The organism is Oribacterium sp. HCP28S3_H8 (genome assembly GCF_052064775.1).
GTDB lineage: Bacteria > Bacillota > Clostridia > Lachnospirales > Lachnospiraceae > Oribacterium.
In genome coordinates this window covers 58,714-73,411 of the sequence record NZ_JBQHUZ010000007.1, presented here as the reverse complement: position 1 = coordinate 73,411, position 14,698 = coordinate 58,714, and the positions used below count along the sequence as shown (strand labels likewise).

Genomic DNA, 14,698 nt, shown 5'->3' with positions numbered 1-14,698 from the left:
CCGGGGGCTCGCAATAGCGAGAGGAGAGAAATCCATGCCAAGACATTCCTTCATCAGGATGACAAAGCTGACCGACGTGAAGGGGCGTGTGGACTATATCAGCAATCCGAAAAGACAGGAACATCTGTATGCCGTCTACAGCACAGTAAAGTCGGAGTTCTGGCAGTATCTGTCGGAACAGGCGCAGCACGATTTCTGGAAGAGCAATCAAAAGACGGGCAAGTGTATTGAAGGGCGGGAGCTGATCATCGCCCTCCCGGAAAGCCTGCGAGAAAAAGATCCGGAGCTTCTGCTCCAGTTGTTTACAGAGACGTTCCGGCAGAAATACGGCGTGCAGTGTACAGCAGCGCTTCACCACAATAAGGCAATGACCAACTATCACATCCACTTAGTCTTTGCGGACCGGGAAATGCTGGAGAAGACAGACGTGAAGCGGGCAGGCCGGAACATGTTTTTCGATGAAGCAGGACGTCATGTTCGGACGAAAAAGGAAATTTTAGATGCGGACGGCAATGTCAGACCGGGATGCCGGATCCTGGCGAAAGGCGAGATCTATGACATCAAGTGGTTCTCCGGAAGAAAGGACGTGTTCAAGAACCGGAACTTTCTCGATGATGTAAAGGTGATATACACGGATCTGATCAACAAGGTCGTGGACCGGGAGGAAGACAAACTGCAGATCTTTGATGCATCCGGCCCCTATCTTGCCACAAAGAAGATCGGGAAAAATAATCCGAAAGAGGAAGAAATCCGCAGCGACAATCAGCTCCGTCAGGAATGGAATCAGACTGTAGATCAGGTTCTGATTGCTGGCGGCAGCCAGGAGGAAGTGACGGAGTTCAAGCAGGAGGAAGTCGTCCAGAGGGTATCGGAATCTGTAAAGACGCATGGTGTGCAGCCGGGGCTTCTGGCGGAGATTTTAAGGAGAGCCATCACAATACTTAAGGAATTTCTGGATCTTCTGATGCAGCCCGTAAAGGAAGAAACAGACGCTGGCGGTATAAGGGAAAGCTCTGACAGGCCGGAATCTGTATTGCCGGGGAAGCAGAAGGCTGAGCGCCCGGATTCCCGTGAAGCGGAGTTTCGGTTCATGCGGATCGAATCGGTTCACCGGCAGCTCAATAAGACCAACCGCAAGCTCTATGCACTGCAGAAACAAAGAGAAACGGTCCGGCTGGCGCTGGATCATACACCGAAACCCATCTTCCATCACAAAGAGCGGAAGGAACTGCAGGAGCGGGTTGACGGACTGGAGCGCCAGATCAGGTTATGTAGGAATCAGTTGTTTCTGATTGTGGATGCCAACGGGTACGGAAGCATAAAGGAAGCGGAGCAGGAATACCGGCTGGCAAAGAGGGCACTGGAACAGGTCCGCAGGGCAGAGGAAGAGTGGGATGGGATGATCTTGCCGGATAGGGATGTTCATGAGCTGCAAAACCAGCGGATGCAGGAGCAGAAAACAAGTGTACTGAAGCAGCTCGCGGAAATGAAAGCAGAAGTTTCAAAACACGATATGAACCATGCTGATAAGAAATTATTCGGTAAAGAGGCAAGTCTGTAAGTGTGCAGCAAGCTTTTGCATTTGAATTATTCTATACAGAAACATTATCCGATTTGCAGAACGAGTTCCCCCTTTTTGGTTGATTATCCATGTTGTCTGCGCATAATGAATGTATGGGAAAACCGTACAGACACTTTAACTGGATATACCTAGAGAAACCTGCTTTTGAATATTGGTATGAATTATGAAAAAGATTTTGCTTATAGAAGATGATCTTCACATGTGTGAACTGCTCACTGACTATATGAATTGTAAAGGCTACCATATTAGGTCAGTTTACAAGGAACTACACGCAGACCGTGAAACGGGCTGCTGACAACAAACGGCGCTATGCTCCCGGCTGGGTGCATAGCACCTGTTTGTTGCGGGGGTTTCCAAAGGGGGCAGCGCCCCATTTGGCACACGACTTTGCGGAGCAAAGTGTAGTGTGTTATACGCTCTGTCGGCGTTGCCCTGAAAATACCGTTGCCGCCGGGGAGGGCAAGGGCATTTGACGCGGCAGGAAAGCAGGGCTTTGTTTGGGGCTGGTAAGCCGGAAACAAAGGGCTGATTTCAGCAGCAGACAGGGCGTATTATGAAAGCCCCCGTCCCTCGTCCTCCGCCCCCGGCCTATGGGACAAAAAGTCCCAAAGCTCTGGACACCGTGACCAGATGTGTGGCCACACTCCGGGAAAAGTAGCAGGACGGCAGGAAACCGTCAAGGCTGAAATGAATGGGCTGACGCCCGGCCTTGACCGTTCCCCGCCGCCCCGCTGGATGGGTGGACAAGGTGGCCAATCCCTAAAAGTGTTTGGCCGCACTCGTTCATTTTGGGGCCTTTCTTCTCCCAAAATTGAAATGGGCGGGAAAGCCCTAAAATGGCTTTCCCGCCTTGATTACCCATTAGCAAAGACGGGCGAGACTGTCAACGGCGGCGCTGAAAGCGCCGTTCATCTTGACCGTTGACTGGCTCGCCTGGCTTTGCTACTGCCCGTAAGAGATGGAAAAACAAGATGGAAAACAAGGTTAAAAATGGTTGACAAGTCTATCGGATGTGTGTTATACTGTGCGACAGTTTGAGATTGGAAGGAGGCTTACGTGTGTTAATTTGTGTACGCTAATAAGCAATAAAAAGTAGAAGTACCTTTCCACATGATGGTGGGCTTTTTTTGCGTGCGTATGCAAAGGAACACGTAGGTTTGACACGAGCAGTCTTTGAACTGTATCGTGGTGTTTTTTCGTGCTTTGTTGTTATGCAGGCGTCTGCCCTCTCTGTGGGACAACGCCTGCTTTTTATTGCAGAAACAAAGGAACAATGCAATAAAAAAGGAGGTTCGCATTATGACCCAAAACAACAATTCATGGAGAAAAACTTATTTTACACTTCTTGCCGGACAAGCAATATCCTTTATTAGCAGCGGTATTTTGCAAATGGCCATTATCTTTTATTTGGTTGCGAAAACTAATTCTGCAATCATATTGACGGCGGCAACACTGATTGGATTTTTGCCGCAAGCCTGTTTAGGCCCGTTTGCAGGTGCTTTTGTTGACCGGCACAGCCGTAAAAGCGTAATGATTGGTGCGGATTTGATAATTGCCGCCGCTGGCGGTATTCTGGCGCTGGTGGCGTTTTACATGGAATTGCCCGTATGGTCTATTATGGTTGTCCTGTTAATCCGAAGTGCGGGAACTGCTTTTCATTCTCCAGCATTCAGCGCAGCAACACCTATGATTGTGCCAAAAGAGGAACTTACAAAATGCGCTGGTTACACGCAGACCATGCAAGCAGTAAGTGCGATTATCAGTCCAGCTGCCGCAGCGTTTTTATATGCTGTTTGGCCTCTTAATGCAATTATATTGTTAGATATTGTGGGTGCAATCCTTGCCTGTGTGACTGTTGCGATTTCGTCCATACCAACGCCTGAACTATGTCCAGAAACGAAAAGACAACAGTTTTTACAGGATATGAAAGAGGGGTATGTGGTATTAAAGCAAAACAGGGGCCTCTTTGCTCTGCTCTGGATTGGTGTAATTTATATGTTCTTTTATATGCCAATCAGTACGCTTTTTCCTCTCATCTGTATGTCATACTTCAAAGGAACACCGGCCCATGCCTCTGCCGCTGAAATTGCTTTTGCGGTTGGTATGCTGCTTGGCGGAGTCATTCTGAGCATTTGGGGCGGTTTTAAGAAACGGCGGTACACCATCGGTCTTTCCGTTCTCCTGATGGGCGTTAGCAATATGCTCTCCGGGCTTTTGCCGCCAGACGCATTTCTTGTCTTTGTTGTGTGCTGTACTGTTATGGGAATTTCCGCTCCATTTTACGGTGTGCAAAATGCGATTTTTCAAGAAACGGTCAAACCAGAATATCTGGGGAGAGTTTTTTCTCTACTGACAAGCGCCGCTTCCCTCGCCATGCCGTTTGGCCTTGTCATTTCCGGGCCTCTGGCGGAGCGGCTGGGAGTTGAGAAATGGTTTGTCATTTGCGGAATTGGCATTATCATCGTTGCGCTTGCCGTATTTTTACTACCCGGTTTGAGAGAGATTGACAATACGCAATAATCAACTGCACCTTTTTCTATTACTAAACAAAATGCCTGGATGGTGGTTCTGAAAAACCAGAACCGCCGTTCAGGCATTTTTTATCTTCGTCCTCTCTGCGGTTTTGGATTCTTCAGCAAGTCGGATTTTTCCGCAATCTTTTTCAGCCACTTCCGTTCTTCTACTGACAGCTTCCTAAAATTCAGCTTGAGCCGTTTGCAGATAAACGCCAAGTACGCTTGTTCCGTGTCGCTGTCCTGGCTGACGATTTCACCAGCAGTTTCCAGCATTTCTTTTAGCGGGTTATCCTCTGGGACGCTGAAAAAATCGTCCTTGTGTGTTTCCCGCAGAGCAAGGGCAATCCCGTTTATGTCCCGTTGTATCACATAGCGGCAAAACTCGTCCTCATCAATATGGGCGGTGATAAGCTGTCTTAACTGCGTATCACTCATGCCAGGATTATGCTTTTTTATAACAGTTGCGCTCATCGTGTCCACTATGGCGTTTGCACCCTGCGCCTGTTTCAGTGCCGTTCCGTTCACATAGATTTCAAGGTCAGCCATCAGCCGGGGGAAATCCGGGTGCGCCGCCAGCTCACACAGCAGGGTATTGTCTATCCTCCCGCTTTTCAGCAGGTCAATCATTTCATCACTCAAACGCAGGTCTGCAAGATCGGCGTTTGGGTGATTTTTCATTTCAGACAGCCCCAGCAGATAATCAGCGGTCACACCGTAAAACTTCGCCAGCCGGATAAGGGCATAGTGGCTGATGTCCTTGAAGTCTTCCGTTTCGTAACTGCCCAGCGCAGACTTGGAAAGCCCGGTCTGCTCCGCAAGCTGCCCCAGCGTCAAGCCACGCTCCACACGTAGGTCTTTTAATCGCTCTTGTATGGATAAAGACATATTCACCCTCCTTGCTAGCTCAACGAAAGAGAAGCCGTTATGCTATGTACTATGCTCATAGCATAACGGCATAGGCATTTACAGTTTTATTTTACCGCTGTCCATAGATTGGATTCTTTAGTGGACATCTCATCTATGTCTGCCTACTGCCTCATATTAATTGATCTTGGGCTGCCGGATGGCAGTGGAATCACTGCAATTAAAAACATACGTAACGTGTGCACATTGCCGATCATTGTGATCACAGGGGAAAACAGTGACAATGCAAAATCTATCTGCTTCATGTATGGTGCAGATGATTATGTAGTAAAGCCTTTTTCCATTACGGAGCTCGAATCACGGATTAAGGCAAATTTGCGCAGAGTTGAGATTTACGACGGAAAAATGCCGCAGAGATCCATTCAAATCTATGATTTGCTTATCAACCCTGATACGAGAGAAGTTTATACAGGCAATCGGAAGATTGACCTGACACGAACAGAATTCGATATCTTGTACTTCCTGGCATCTCATCAAAATCAGGTTTTCTCCAAAGGACAGATTTATCAGCACGTATGGGAAGATTCATATGCAGATAATGAAGATGTCGTCAATACGCATATCAACCGCCTTCGTAAAAAGCTTGGCCCATCTAGAGACTGCATTGAAACTTTATGGGGAATCGGCTACCGCATGAAGAACTCAGATTAATAAAAATCCAACTGTGATGGAATTTATATTGGAGACAAATTTGCATGATCTTGACAGCTGCTATAATTTTAATTGCTATTTTAATCGGGTTTTCCATTTATCAATATAACCTGAGAAGAGACTTACAGAGGAGTATTTCCGTAATCACGAAATATATTACAAGGGAGCAGGATGATTTCAAACCTCTCTTATATCATACAGATAATCAGGAACTGCAGAGGATGATCACTTCGCTCAATACTTTGCTGCTTCAAAGATATCGTCTTTCCCGGCAATACCGTGATGTTCAGGAACAGTATCGGACAAATATTGCCGACATTTCCCATGATCTGAAGACGCCGATCACTACCCTGTCTGGGTATATCGACTTATTAGTATTGAAATACCGGGAGTTTGGAAACAATTCCCCTGAAGTAAATCTTGCCCTGCAGAAAACAAAACAAAAAGCGCAGATGATGCAGCATATCATACTCCAACAGCTGGATTTTGCCAGAATCTGTTCGGGGGATGCGGAATTTCCATTGAAACGCATAAACCTTACAGAATTGTGCCGGGAGATCGCGCTTTCATACTATGATTGCCTGAATGATAATCATTTTCAGGTAAGTTTGGATTTAAGTGATCCTCCAATTTATGCTGCGACGAGTCCTGACGCGATTCGCTGCATCATGCAAAATTTGATCGACAATTCTATTAAGTATGGCGAATCCGGCAGGTTTTTGGGAATTGCCATTTCGCAAAATGATCAGGAAATTGTCATACAGATATCAGATCATGGACCCGGCATTCCGCCTGCGGAGCAGAAAAAGATCTTTGACAGAAACTATCAGATCAATAAATCAGACTATGCTTCACAAGGACATGCCGGATTGGGACTATCCATCGTGGAAAAGATTGCCGCACGTTGTCACATGTCAATTCAGTTGGAAAGCCAGCCCGGAGCTACTTGTTTTTCAATTATTGTTAGAAAAACGTTAGAAATGCGAACAGAAAATGACAACATCGGCTGATATCATATCATTCAATAAGACATCCATTTACAGAAAGGGGGCTTATTGAATTGAATGCATACACATACATCATAGAAGGGGAATACATTTCAAAAAGGTTCGATTCCACCATAGCCTTAAACAATTTCAATATTCATGTTCCGGAAGGTTCGATCTATGGACTGATTGGTCTGAACGGTGCCGGGAAAAGCACTCTCATGAAAATACTGGTTGGACTTGAGACGATGGACAAGGGCAGCCTGCGAATTTTTGATCATACAGGAGTTACATCAGAAGGATTGGATTCAACCGGGTCCATCATTGAGTATCCATATTTTTACGAGCACTTGACGGGACTTGAAAATTTACAGCTCCATGCTTCCTATATGGGATTTCATGACAAGAAACGGGCAGCTGAGGTCTTAGAGCAGGTTGATCTGACGGCGGCGGCCGGGCGAAAGGTTTTGACTTATTCGCTGGGGATGCGTCAACGCCTTGCTATCGCGCGTGCCATATTAGCCTATCCTAAGTTGTTGATACTGGACGAACCAACGAACGCGCTTGATCCGGAAGGGATCAAGAATATGCGAACCCTGATGAAGGATATCAACAAGGATTATGGCACTACAATTTTGATTTCCAGCCACATTTTGTCTGAAATGGAGCATTTGGCGGATTGGATTGGGATAATCGATCAGCATAAAATGGTTCAGGAAAAGACAATGGTCGAAATAAAGAACAACAACCGGAGCCATTTGACTATCTGCATTGATGATGTCAGGAAAAGCTGTATCATTCTCGAACGTCTTGGAATCAAAGATTTTGCAGTGCAGGAAAATAACAGAATTCATATTTATCAGAATACGGATTCATCCATGATTGCTAAGGAACTGATAAATGGCGGGGTTTCCCTTTATGAACTGTCGCAGGCCAATAAAACATTAGAGGACTATTTCTTTGCAGTTCTGCAGAATGGAGGCCAGCAATGAAAATATGGTCACTAGTGCGCCTTGAGGCTCGAAAAATCCGGATCAGAAATCTGATTCTGTTAGATGTTCCGATTACGGCAATTTTGCTTTTCTCAACCTTTGTTTCCATATTCGGAGTCAATCAGGACCACGCCAGCAGTTTTGCGGCGATCTTTAAAATGATGACATCTACCGTATGGGATTTCTATTTGTTTTATACAGCTTATCTGATCAGCAAAATTATCGTGGAAGAATATGTCAACCATACAGTAATGATCATGTTTACATATTCGATTAAAAGGACACGCATTTTTCTGGCAAAAATACTGCTGGCTTCTATGATTAGCCTTACTTGTCAATTTCTATCGCAGGTTATCTGCTTTGCTTTTGTTATTATCGCAGATAACCGGTTTTCCCTGGTAAATGGTGTCCTTACGAAAAGTGCCTGCAACGAATTCTGGCAATATGTGATGGTTGATCTGCTTGTCGCGGAGGCAGCAGTGCTTTTTATCTCTGCGGTTGCCATTATGAAAAAGGCCGTGTCTTCTGTGTTTTTATACGGCATTGGATTTTTGTTTATCTATCAGGTGATCATCAGCCAGATCAATTCGTTCCCGATTCTATGGTGCAGCTATACGTCGATATTTATAGTGTGTACCGCCTTCTATGTCTTTTCAATTCATCATTGGATGAATAGACTGAAAGCTTGAGAAATATCTCGAACAATCCGGCCACGGGAAACATCCCCAAAGAGCCGCCGAAAAGATGTTACACATACGGGTATTCCGGAAGACCGTACAGTAATGGTCGCGGAAGATGCGCCTGTCTATGGAAAGGAATGAGTTTTGGATATGTCAGATTCACTTACCGGTACCAGCCGCTTTATCAGTCTTATCCTTCGCCATAAGCCGGAGGCGATCGGCATCACGCTGGGTGAGCATGGCTAGGCGGGATGTTGATGATATGATTGCCGGGATCAATCTGGGGAATATAAGATTGACAGAGATATGCTGGACGAAATTGTCAGAACAGATGAGAAACAACGGTATTCTTATAACGAAGATCATACGCTGATTCGTGCAAATCAGGGACATTCTATTCCAGTAGATGTGGAACTGGAGGAAATGGAACCGCCGGAATTTCTGTATCACGGAACCGCGAAAAGTTTACGGCATCCATTGATAAACAGGGATTGATCCCGAAGTCGAGGCTGTATGTGCACCTGTCTCTGGATGAAGAGACTGCGGTCAAGAAGAGGTGTCCCGACGATTACGGATTTACGGTAAGATTCCACCGGCACTGCGGAGAAGGCTGGGGGACAGGCGTGAGTGCCAATGTCCCTCACGGTGGCACTCACGATGAAGAAAAAATAAGAGAATCCTATGAATCTGGCATTCTCGCAATGGTAAAGTCAAATAACAGAATTATCCGGAAAGAAATGGCGGAAAATTTATCAATCAGTCTCCGTTCTCTTCAAAGGATTATTAATGCGATGGATGAATTACATTACGTTGGAAGCGGAAATCACGGACATTGGGAGATCAAGCATGATTAATATTGACTTCGCGCAAGGTGACTAATAGGGCGACTGATTCAGGCAAAGAAGCCAGTGGGTACAAATTGGGGACACCAGCCGCGAAACAGTTTGAACTAAGAACAGCCGTGAGTACATTTTGAGTACACTTTGAGCGCGATATAAATTATCGTGATCCAAATGGGCGATAAAACCAAATAAAAGTAGCGCATACGCTACTAAAATTACGCAGATTTCTTTATGGAGACTCGAGCTGGAATAATGCTCCGGTCCTGAAAAAGCCATATTTTATGTGGACTGGTATGCTACCCCCAAGTAGGTTTTATATTTCAATGTCCTACTTGGGGGTAGCATACCATTTTTTCGGGATGATTTTCAGAGTCTGTTAAATGAAATCGATGCAGGCATACATCAGGAAAAATGATACGGAGGCTGTACATTGAAAGCGGCAGTTTTAACACATTATGACAAAAAAGGCACAGATCTGGAAATTCAAGACCTTCCGGTTCCTGTTCCGGAGGATGACGAAATTCTGGCGCGTATTATGGTGGCAGCTGTGAATCCTCTGGACAACATGATTATCCGAGGGGAGGTAAAACTGATCGTTCCTTATTCAGTCTAAATCAGGTAAATGAAGCCCTGGACAAGGTAAAGCATGGCGGCTCCAAAGGGAAAACAATCATAAAAATCGCTGAACAATAAACAATATCGTCCAGATATTTGCCAAACCGAAAACTTGACATAGGATTACCTGCTCATAGCACGTTGACTCTTTGTCTTGTATAGATACCGGCGATTTATGATATGGTATCACGCATGATACTAGGTTAGAAAAATCTGCGTACTAGATATAAATTTGGAATATGATACGATATAAATACCAGAATTGTGGGTAGAATCAAGAAAACCACCATTGATGATAAATACATCGGAACTGATGAAATAAAATGTTAGTTTCGATTCCGGATTACGCCAAAGGAAAATATCAACTGGAAAATGTACAGAGAAGAGGTAATTGTTATGTCCAGTGAGATCAGACAGAGGAAGATGCTGCCAAGATACATTGAGGTACGCGGCGCAAAGGTTCATAACCTGAAAAATATCAATGTAGATGTCCCGCTTAACGAGATTGTAGCGATTGCTGGTGTCTCCGGCTCAGGAAAGTCCTCGCTGGCACTTGGCGTGTTATATGCGGAGGGATCCCGCAGATACCTGGAATCTCTCTCCACCTATACGCGCCGAAGGATGACGCAGGCGGAACGGGCGGATGTGGAAGATGTCCGGTACGTACCGGCGGCGCTTGCGCTGCGCCAGCGGCCGGGAGTTCCCGGCATCCGCAGCACGTTCGGTACACTTTCGGAGATGCTCAATAGTCTGCGGCTGATGTTTTCCCGGCTTGCGAGTCACCGCTGCCCCAATGGGCATTACTGCCCGCCGTCTCTTTCTGTCGCGGCCATGCAGGAAATTACCTGTCCTGTCTGTGGCGCGAAATTCTATGGCCCCGGAGCCGAGGAGCTCGCTTTCAACAGCACCGGCGCCTGCAAGACCTGTGGCGGAACAGGAGTTGTCCAGACTGTAAATGAGGCAGCGCTGGTACCGGATGATTCCAAGACAATCGACGAAGGCGCGGTTGTCGTTTGGGGAACGCTCATGTGGTCGCTGATGAAGGATATCGTGCGGACGATGGGCGTGCGGACCGATGTGCCGTTCCGTGACCTTTCGCCGGAGGAAAAGGAAATTGTCTATCACGGCGAGCTTAAAAAACATCACATCCACTACGTCAATCCAAATACGCTGGAACCCGCGGAGATGGATTTTAATTATTACAGCGCGGTCAATTCCGTCAAGAATTCCCTTGCCAAGGTCAAGGACGAGAAGGGAATGAAGCGGCTTGAAAAATATCTCGAAGAAGCCGTCTGCCCGGACTGCCATGGGACACGGCTCTCGGAGGCGGCCCGCGCGCCGCGGCTTCGGGGAATCGGACTGGATGAGGCGGCAGCTATGACCCTCTCGGAACTGATCCCCTGGGTGCAGGGTGTTCCGGCTTCTCTTCCGGAAGAAATGCGTCCGATGGCGGAAAATATCTGTGAATCCTTTATGGACGTCTCAAAGCGGCTGATGGACCTCGGCCTTGGATACCTGTCGCTTGATCGGGCGGCTTCAACGCTTTCCACGGGGGAACGGCAGCGTGTGCAGCTCGCAAGGGCAGTCCGCAACCGCACGACCGGTGTCCTTTATGTTCTTGATGAGCCGTCGATCGGTCTGCATCCCTATAATCTCAAAGGGTTGACCGGCGTAATGGACGATCTGCGTGCGGACGGGAACTCCGTTATCATTGTCGATCATGACACACAGGTTTTGAAGCATGCCGACTGGATGATCGAGATGGGAAAAGGAGCCGGAGCAGACGGCGGGACGGTGATTTCCGAGGGAAGCATCAAAGACGTTTCTAAGAATCCAAGGTCTGTTATCGGGCCGTTCCTATCCGATCAGTATGAAGCAAGAATCCGTCCGGTTTTGCAGACGGCTTCCATGTTTGAGAAAGGTGTCATACATCTGGAAACAGGGGGGATTCATACGGTGCATCCTCTGGATGTCCGGATACCGATGGGGCGCCTTACCGTGGTGACGGGCGTTTCCGGTTCGGGAAAGACGACAATGGTGCTCGAAAGCCTGATCCCGGCGCTGAAGGCAAAGATCAGCGGGCAGAAGCTGCCGCGACATGTGAAAAACATCGAAGCAGAAGGCATCACACAGGTCAAATTGATCGACGCTACACCGATCGGCATCAATGTGCGCTCGACCGTGGCGACGTACGCAAATGTCCATGACGAGCTCAGAAAAGTTTACGCAAAAACAAAAGACGCAAAGGAACACGACTTCAAGGCCGGAGATTTCTCTTACAATACGGGAAAACTCCGCTGTCCGACCTGTGATGGAACAGGAGAGATCTCGCTGGATGTTCAGTTCCTGCCCGACGTGAAGATTCCCTGCCCGGACTGCCGGGGCTCCCGGTATAGCAGAGATGCTGCTGATATTCGCAGAAAAGCAAAGGACGGAAACGAATACAGTCTGCCGGAGCTCATGAATATGAGTGTGGATCAGGTACTGCACGCTCTCGGCGGACTTAAACTCCTGCAGCAGCGTCTGCAGGTGCTGCACGACTTAGGACTTGGCTATCTGACTCTTGGCGAGGAAACGCCGGGACTTTCCGGCGGTGAAGCACAGAGGTTAAAGCTTGCCAGCGAGATGGGAAAGGGTCAGAGCGATTCCGTGTTTGTTTTTGATGAACCAACGATCGGCCTGCATCCGCAGGATGTGAAGACGCTGCTGCTTGTTTTTCAGACACTGATTGACCATGGAGCAACTGTCGTTGTCATTGAGCATGACCTTGATGTCATTAAGAATGCCGACTACATCATCGACATGGGACCGGGTGGCGGAAAGGAAGGCGGCAGGATCGTTGCTTGCGGGACACCGGATGAAATCAAACAGATAGATGAAAGCATTACCGGGCATTATATATAAAAGGTAAATACTTCTTGCGTAATATATGATACGATGTTGGAAATTCTATGTACTTGGTTTTATATCTGAATATAGTATCATTTATATACAATTAAGCCGGAAGAAGATTTAAAGATGTGAGTTAAACAGTGCTGAGAGGAAAAAACAATGGCAGCAAAAAAAGAAGAAAAACCTGCAGAGTATATGAGCTACTCGGAGTACCTGGTGAATATAAAGAAGGGAATTGTAACGGAGGACGGGCATTGCCCCGTCACCCCGCTTCTTATAATGCTGCAGGGCAGGTGGAAATCACAGCTTATGTATGAGATGTGCATTTATGATACGGTCCGGTTCGGACAGCTGAAGAAAGATCTTCCGGGTATTACCAATACGATGCTCAGCAAGGGACTCCGGGAACTTGAAGACGATGGTCTGATCACGAGAAAGCAATTCAACGAGATTCCACCGCATGTGGAATATTCCCTGACGGAAATGGGAAGAGACCTGCTTCCGGTATTCTATGCGATTATGAACTGGGGCTTTAAGTATGATAAAGAGCTGTATGGAGATATAGAATGCAGATAAAGGACGGTGGAAAAGCAGATGGATCTTTTTGAATATGCGGCGGAGAGCAAGAAAGAAAAGGAGGCTCCGCTTGCTGCCAGAATGCGCCCGCAAACTCTGGATGAGGTGGTTGGCCAGGAGGATATTATCGGGAAGGATAAGCTTCTTTACCGTGCGATTAAGGCAGACCGGATCAGCTCGGTTATTTTTTATGGCCCGCCCGGTGTGGGAAAAACAACCCTTGCGCGCGTGATTGCTAATACTACATCCGCTGATTTCCATCAGGTGAACGCTACGATTGCGGGAAAGAAAGATCTTGATGAGGTTGTCGCAAAGGCGAAAGAGAACCTGGGAGGCTACGGAAGAAAGACAATTCTTTTTATTGACGAGATCCACCGGTTCAATAAGGCACAGCAGGACTATCTGCTGCCATATGTGGAAGACGGCACGGTGATTTTGATCGGCGCAACGACAGAAAATCCGTATTTTGAAGTGAATGGTGCGCTTCTTTCGAGATCGAGAATTTTTGAACTGAAGCCGTTGTCAAAGGAGAATATTCTGACTTTGATCCACAGGGCTTTTGAGTCAGAAAGGGGAGTAAAATCATATAATGCAGATATCGCGGAGGATGCGGCGGATTTCCTGGCCGATATCGCAGATGGCGATGCCCGTGCCGCTCTGAATGCCATAGAACTTGCTGTGCTTACAACAGATCCGGGAAGCGATGGAAAGATACATGTCACACTGAAGGTGGCAGAGGAGTGCATACAGAAGAAGGCAATCCGCTACGATAAGACCGGGGACAATCACTACGATACGATCGCAGCTTTTATTGAGTCCATGTGCGGCTCTGATCCGGATGCTGCCCTTTATTATCTGGCCCGGATGCTTGAGGCAGGAGAGGATGTGAAGTATATTGCACGCAGAATGCTGGTAGCTGCATCGGAAGAAGTCGGCAATGCCGACCCGATGGCGATCTGTGTTGCAGCATCGGCGGCAATCGGCGTGGAGCGTGTTGGTATGCCGGAGGGCAGAATCATTCTGGCGCAGGCGGCCTCCTATATTGCTTCTGCACCGAAATCAAATTCTGCTTATCTCGGAATTGAAAAAGCATTGTCGCTGGTCCGGAAAACAGGAAATCTGCCGATTCCATCCTATCTTCAGGACTCCAGCTATAAAGGTGCCAAAAAGCTCGGCCGGGGTGTCGGTTACAAGTATGCACATAACTATCCAAACCACTGGGTGGAGCAGCAGTATCTGCCCGATGCGGTTCGTAAAGAACAAATCTATGAGCCGAATGATATCGGACACGAGAAAGACATCAAAGCGTATTTCAGAAAAATCGGGAAAGAACCGGAGAGGTACGCTTACGTTGACCCGTCGCTTTCGGGGAAGCCCGAGAAACCATGGGAAGATTGATCATAGAGAGTAAAGCAGCCTGCAAAGGCAAAGAAGCAATGATT

12 protein-coding genes and 1 pseudogene are annotated in these 14,698 nt (G+C 47.2%); 12 read left to right on the top strand and 1 reads right to left on the bottom strand.

Translation table 11 applies throughout. From position 1 onward, the window contains the following. Window positions 1-34: 34 nt before the first annotated feature. Together ACTNEN_RS09350 and ACTNEN_RS09345 are read left to right on the top strand one after the other, a co-directional pair. Window positions 35-1,561, top strand: coding sequence for a MobA/MobL family protein (locus ACTNEN_RS09350; protein WP_441084585.1), 1,527 nt, complete (start codon window positions 35-37; stop codon window positions 1,559-1,561). Window positions 1,562-2,881: 1,320 nt separating this feature from the next. Then, on the top strand, window positions 2,882-4,102 hold the full coding sequence (locus ACTNEN_RS09345) for an MFS transporter (protein WP_002584949.1): 1,221 nt from the start codon (window positions 2,882-2,884) through the stop codon (window positions 4,100-4,102). A gap of 80 nt (window positions 4,103-4,182) precedes the next feature. On the opposite strand, the gene ACTNEN_RS09340 is transcribed toward ACTNEN_RS09345, so the two are convergent. Further along, entirely contained in the window at window positions 4,183-4,983 is an 801-nt protein-coding gene (locus ACTNEN_RS09340; protein ID WP_002575858.1) for a helix-turn-helix domain-containing protein, read from the bottom strand. A gap of 108 nt (window positions 4,984-5,091) precedes the next feature. Between ACTNEN_RS09340 and ACTNEN_RS09335 the strand changes: the two genes are divergently transcribed. The 10 genes and pseudogenes from ACTNEN_RS09335 (at window position 5,092) to ACTNEN_RS09290 (ending at window position 14,654) form a co-directional block, all read left to right on the top strand. Then, window positions 5,092-5,673, top strand: coding sequence for a response regulator transcription factor (locus tag ACTNEN_RS09335; RefSeq protein WP_441084586.1), 582 nt, complete (start codon window positions 5,092-5,094; stop codon window positions 5,671-5,673). A gap of 44 nt (window positions 5,674-5,717) precedes the next feature. Continuing rightward, the gene (locus ACTNEN_RS09330; RefSeq protein ID WP_441084587.1) at window positions 5,718-6,683 is read left to right on the top strand and encodes a sensor histidine kinase; all 966 of its coding nucleotides are present in this window, start codon (window positions 5,718-5,720) and stop codon (window positions 6,681-6,683) included. 50 nt (window positions 6,684-6,733) lie between these two features. Continuing rightward, window positions 6,734-7,651: an ABC transporter ATP-binding protein gene (locus tag ACTNEN_RS09325; protein ID WP_441084588.1), complete on the top strand. Its 918-nt coding sequence runs from the start codon at window positions 6,734-6,736 to the stop codon at window positions 7,649-7,651. Further along, window positions 7,648-8,340: an ABC transporter permease gene (locus ACTNEN_RS09320; RefSeq protein ID WP_441084589.1), complete on the top strand. Its 693-nt coding sequence runs from the start codon at window positions 7,648-7,650 to the stop codon at window positions 8,338-8,340. The genes ACTNEN_RS09325 and ACTNEN_RS09320 overlap by 4 nt, the downstream gene beginning before the upstream one ends. Before the next feature lie 141 nt (window positions 8,341-8,481). Continuing rightward, window positions 8,482-8,879: pseudogene (locus tag ACTNEN_RS09315) on the top strand (RNA 2'-phosphotransferase); the annotation flags it as partial. Between the two features lie 75 nt (window positions 8,880-8,954). Beyond that, entirely contained in the window at window positions 8,955-9,185 is a 231-nt protein-coding gene (locus tag ACTNEN_RS09310) for a hypothetical protein (protein ID WP_441084590.1), read from the top strand. A gap of 418 nt (window positions 9,186-9,603) precedes the next feature. Next, complete coding sequence (locus ACTNEN_RS09305) at window positions 9,604-9,786, top strand: hypothetical protein (protein WP_441206035.1); 183 nt, start codon at window positions 9,604-9,606, stop codon at window positions 9,784-9,786. Between the two features lie 398 nt (window positions 9,787-10,184). Further along, window positions 10,185-12,692, top strand: a complete 2,508-nt coding sequence (locus ACTNEN_RS09300) for an excinuclease ABC subunit UvrA (protein ID WP_441206033.1) — start codon at window positions 10,185-10,187, stop codon at window positions 12,690-12,692. A 147-nt stretch (window positions 12,693-12,839) separates the two neighbouring features. Further along, window positions 12,840-13,256 (top strand): winged helix-turn-helix transcriptional regulator, encoded by a 417-nt coding sequence (locus ACTNEN_RS09295; protein WP_441206032.1) that lies wholly within the window; start codon window positions 12,840-12,842, stop codon window positions 13,254-13,256. A gap of 18 nt (window positions 13,257-13,274) precedes the next feature. Beyond that, window positions 13,275-14,654 carry a replication-associated recombination protein A gene (locus tag ACTNEN_RS09290; RefSeq protein WP_441206031.1) on the top strand — a complete coding sequence of 460 codons (1,380 nt, stop codon included), beginning with the start codon at window positions 13,275-13,277 and terminating at the stop codon, window positions 14,652-14,654. Window positions 14,655-14,698: the final 44 nt, after the last annotated feature.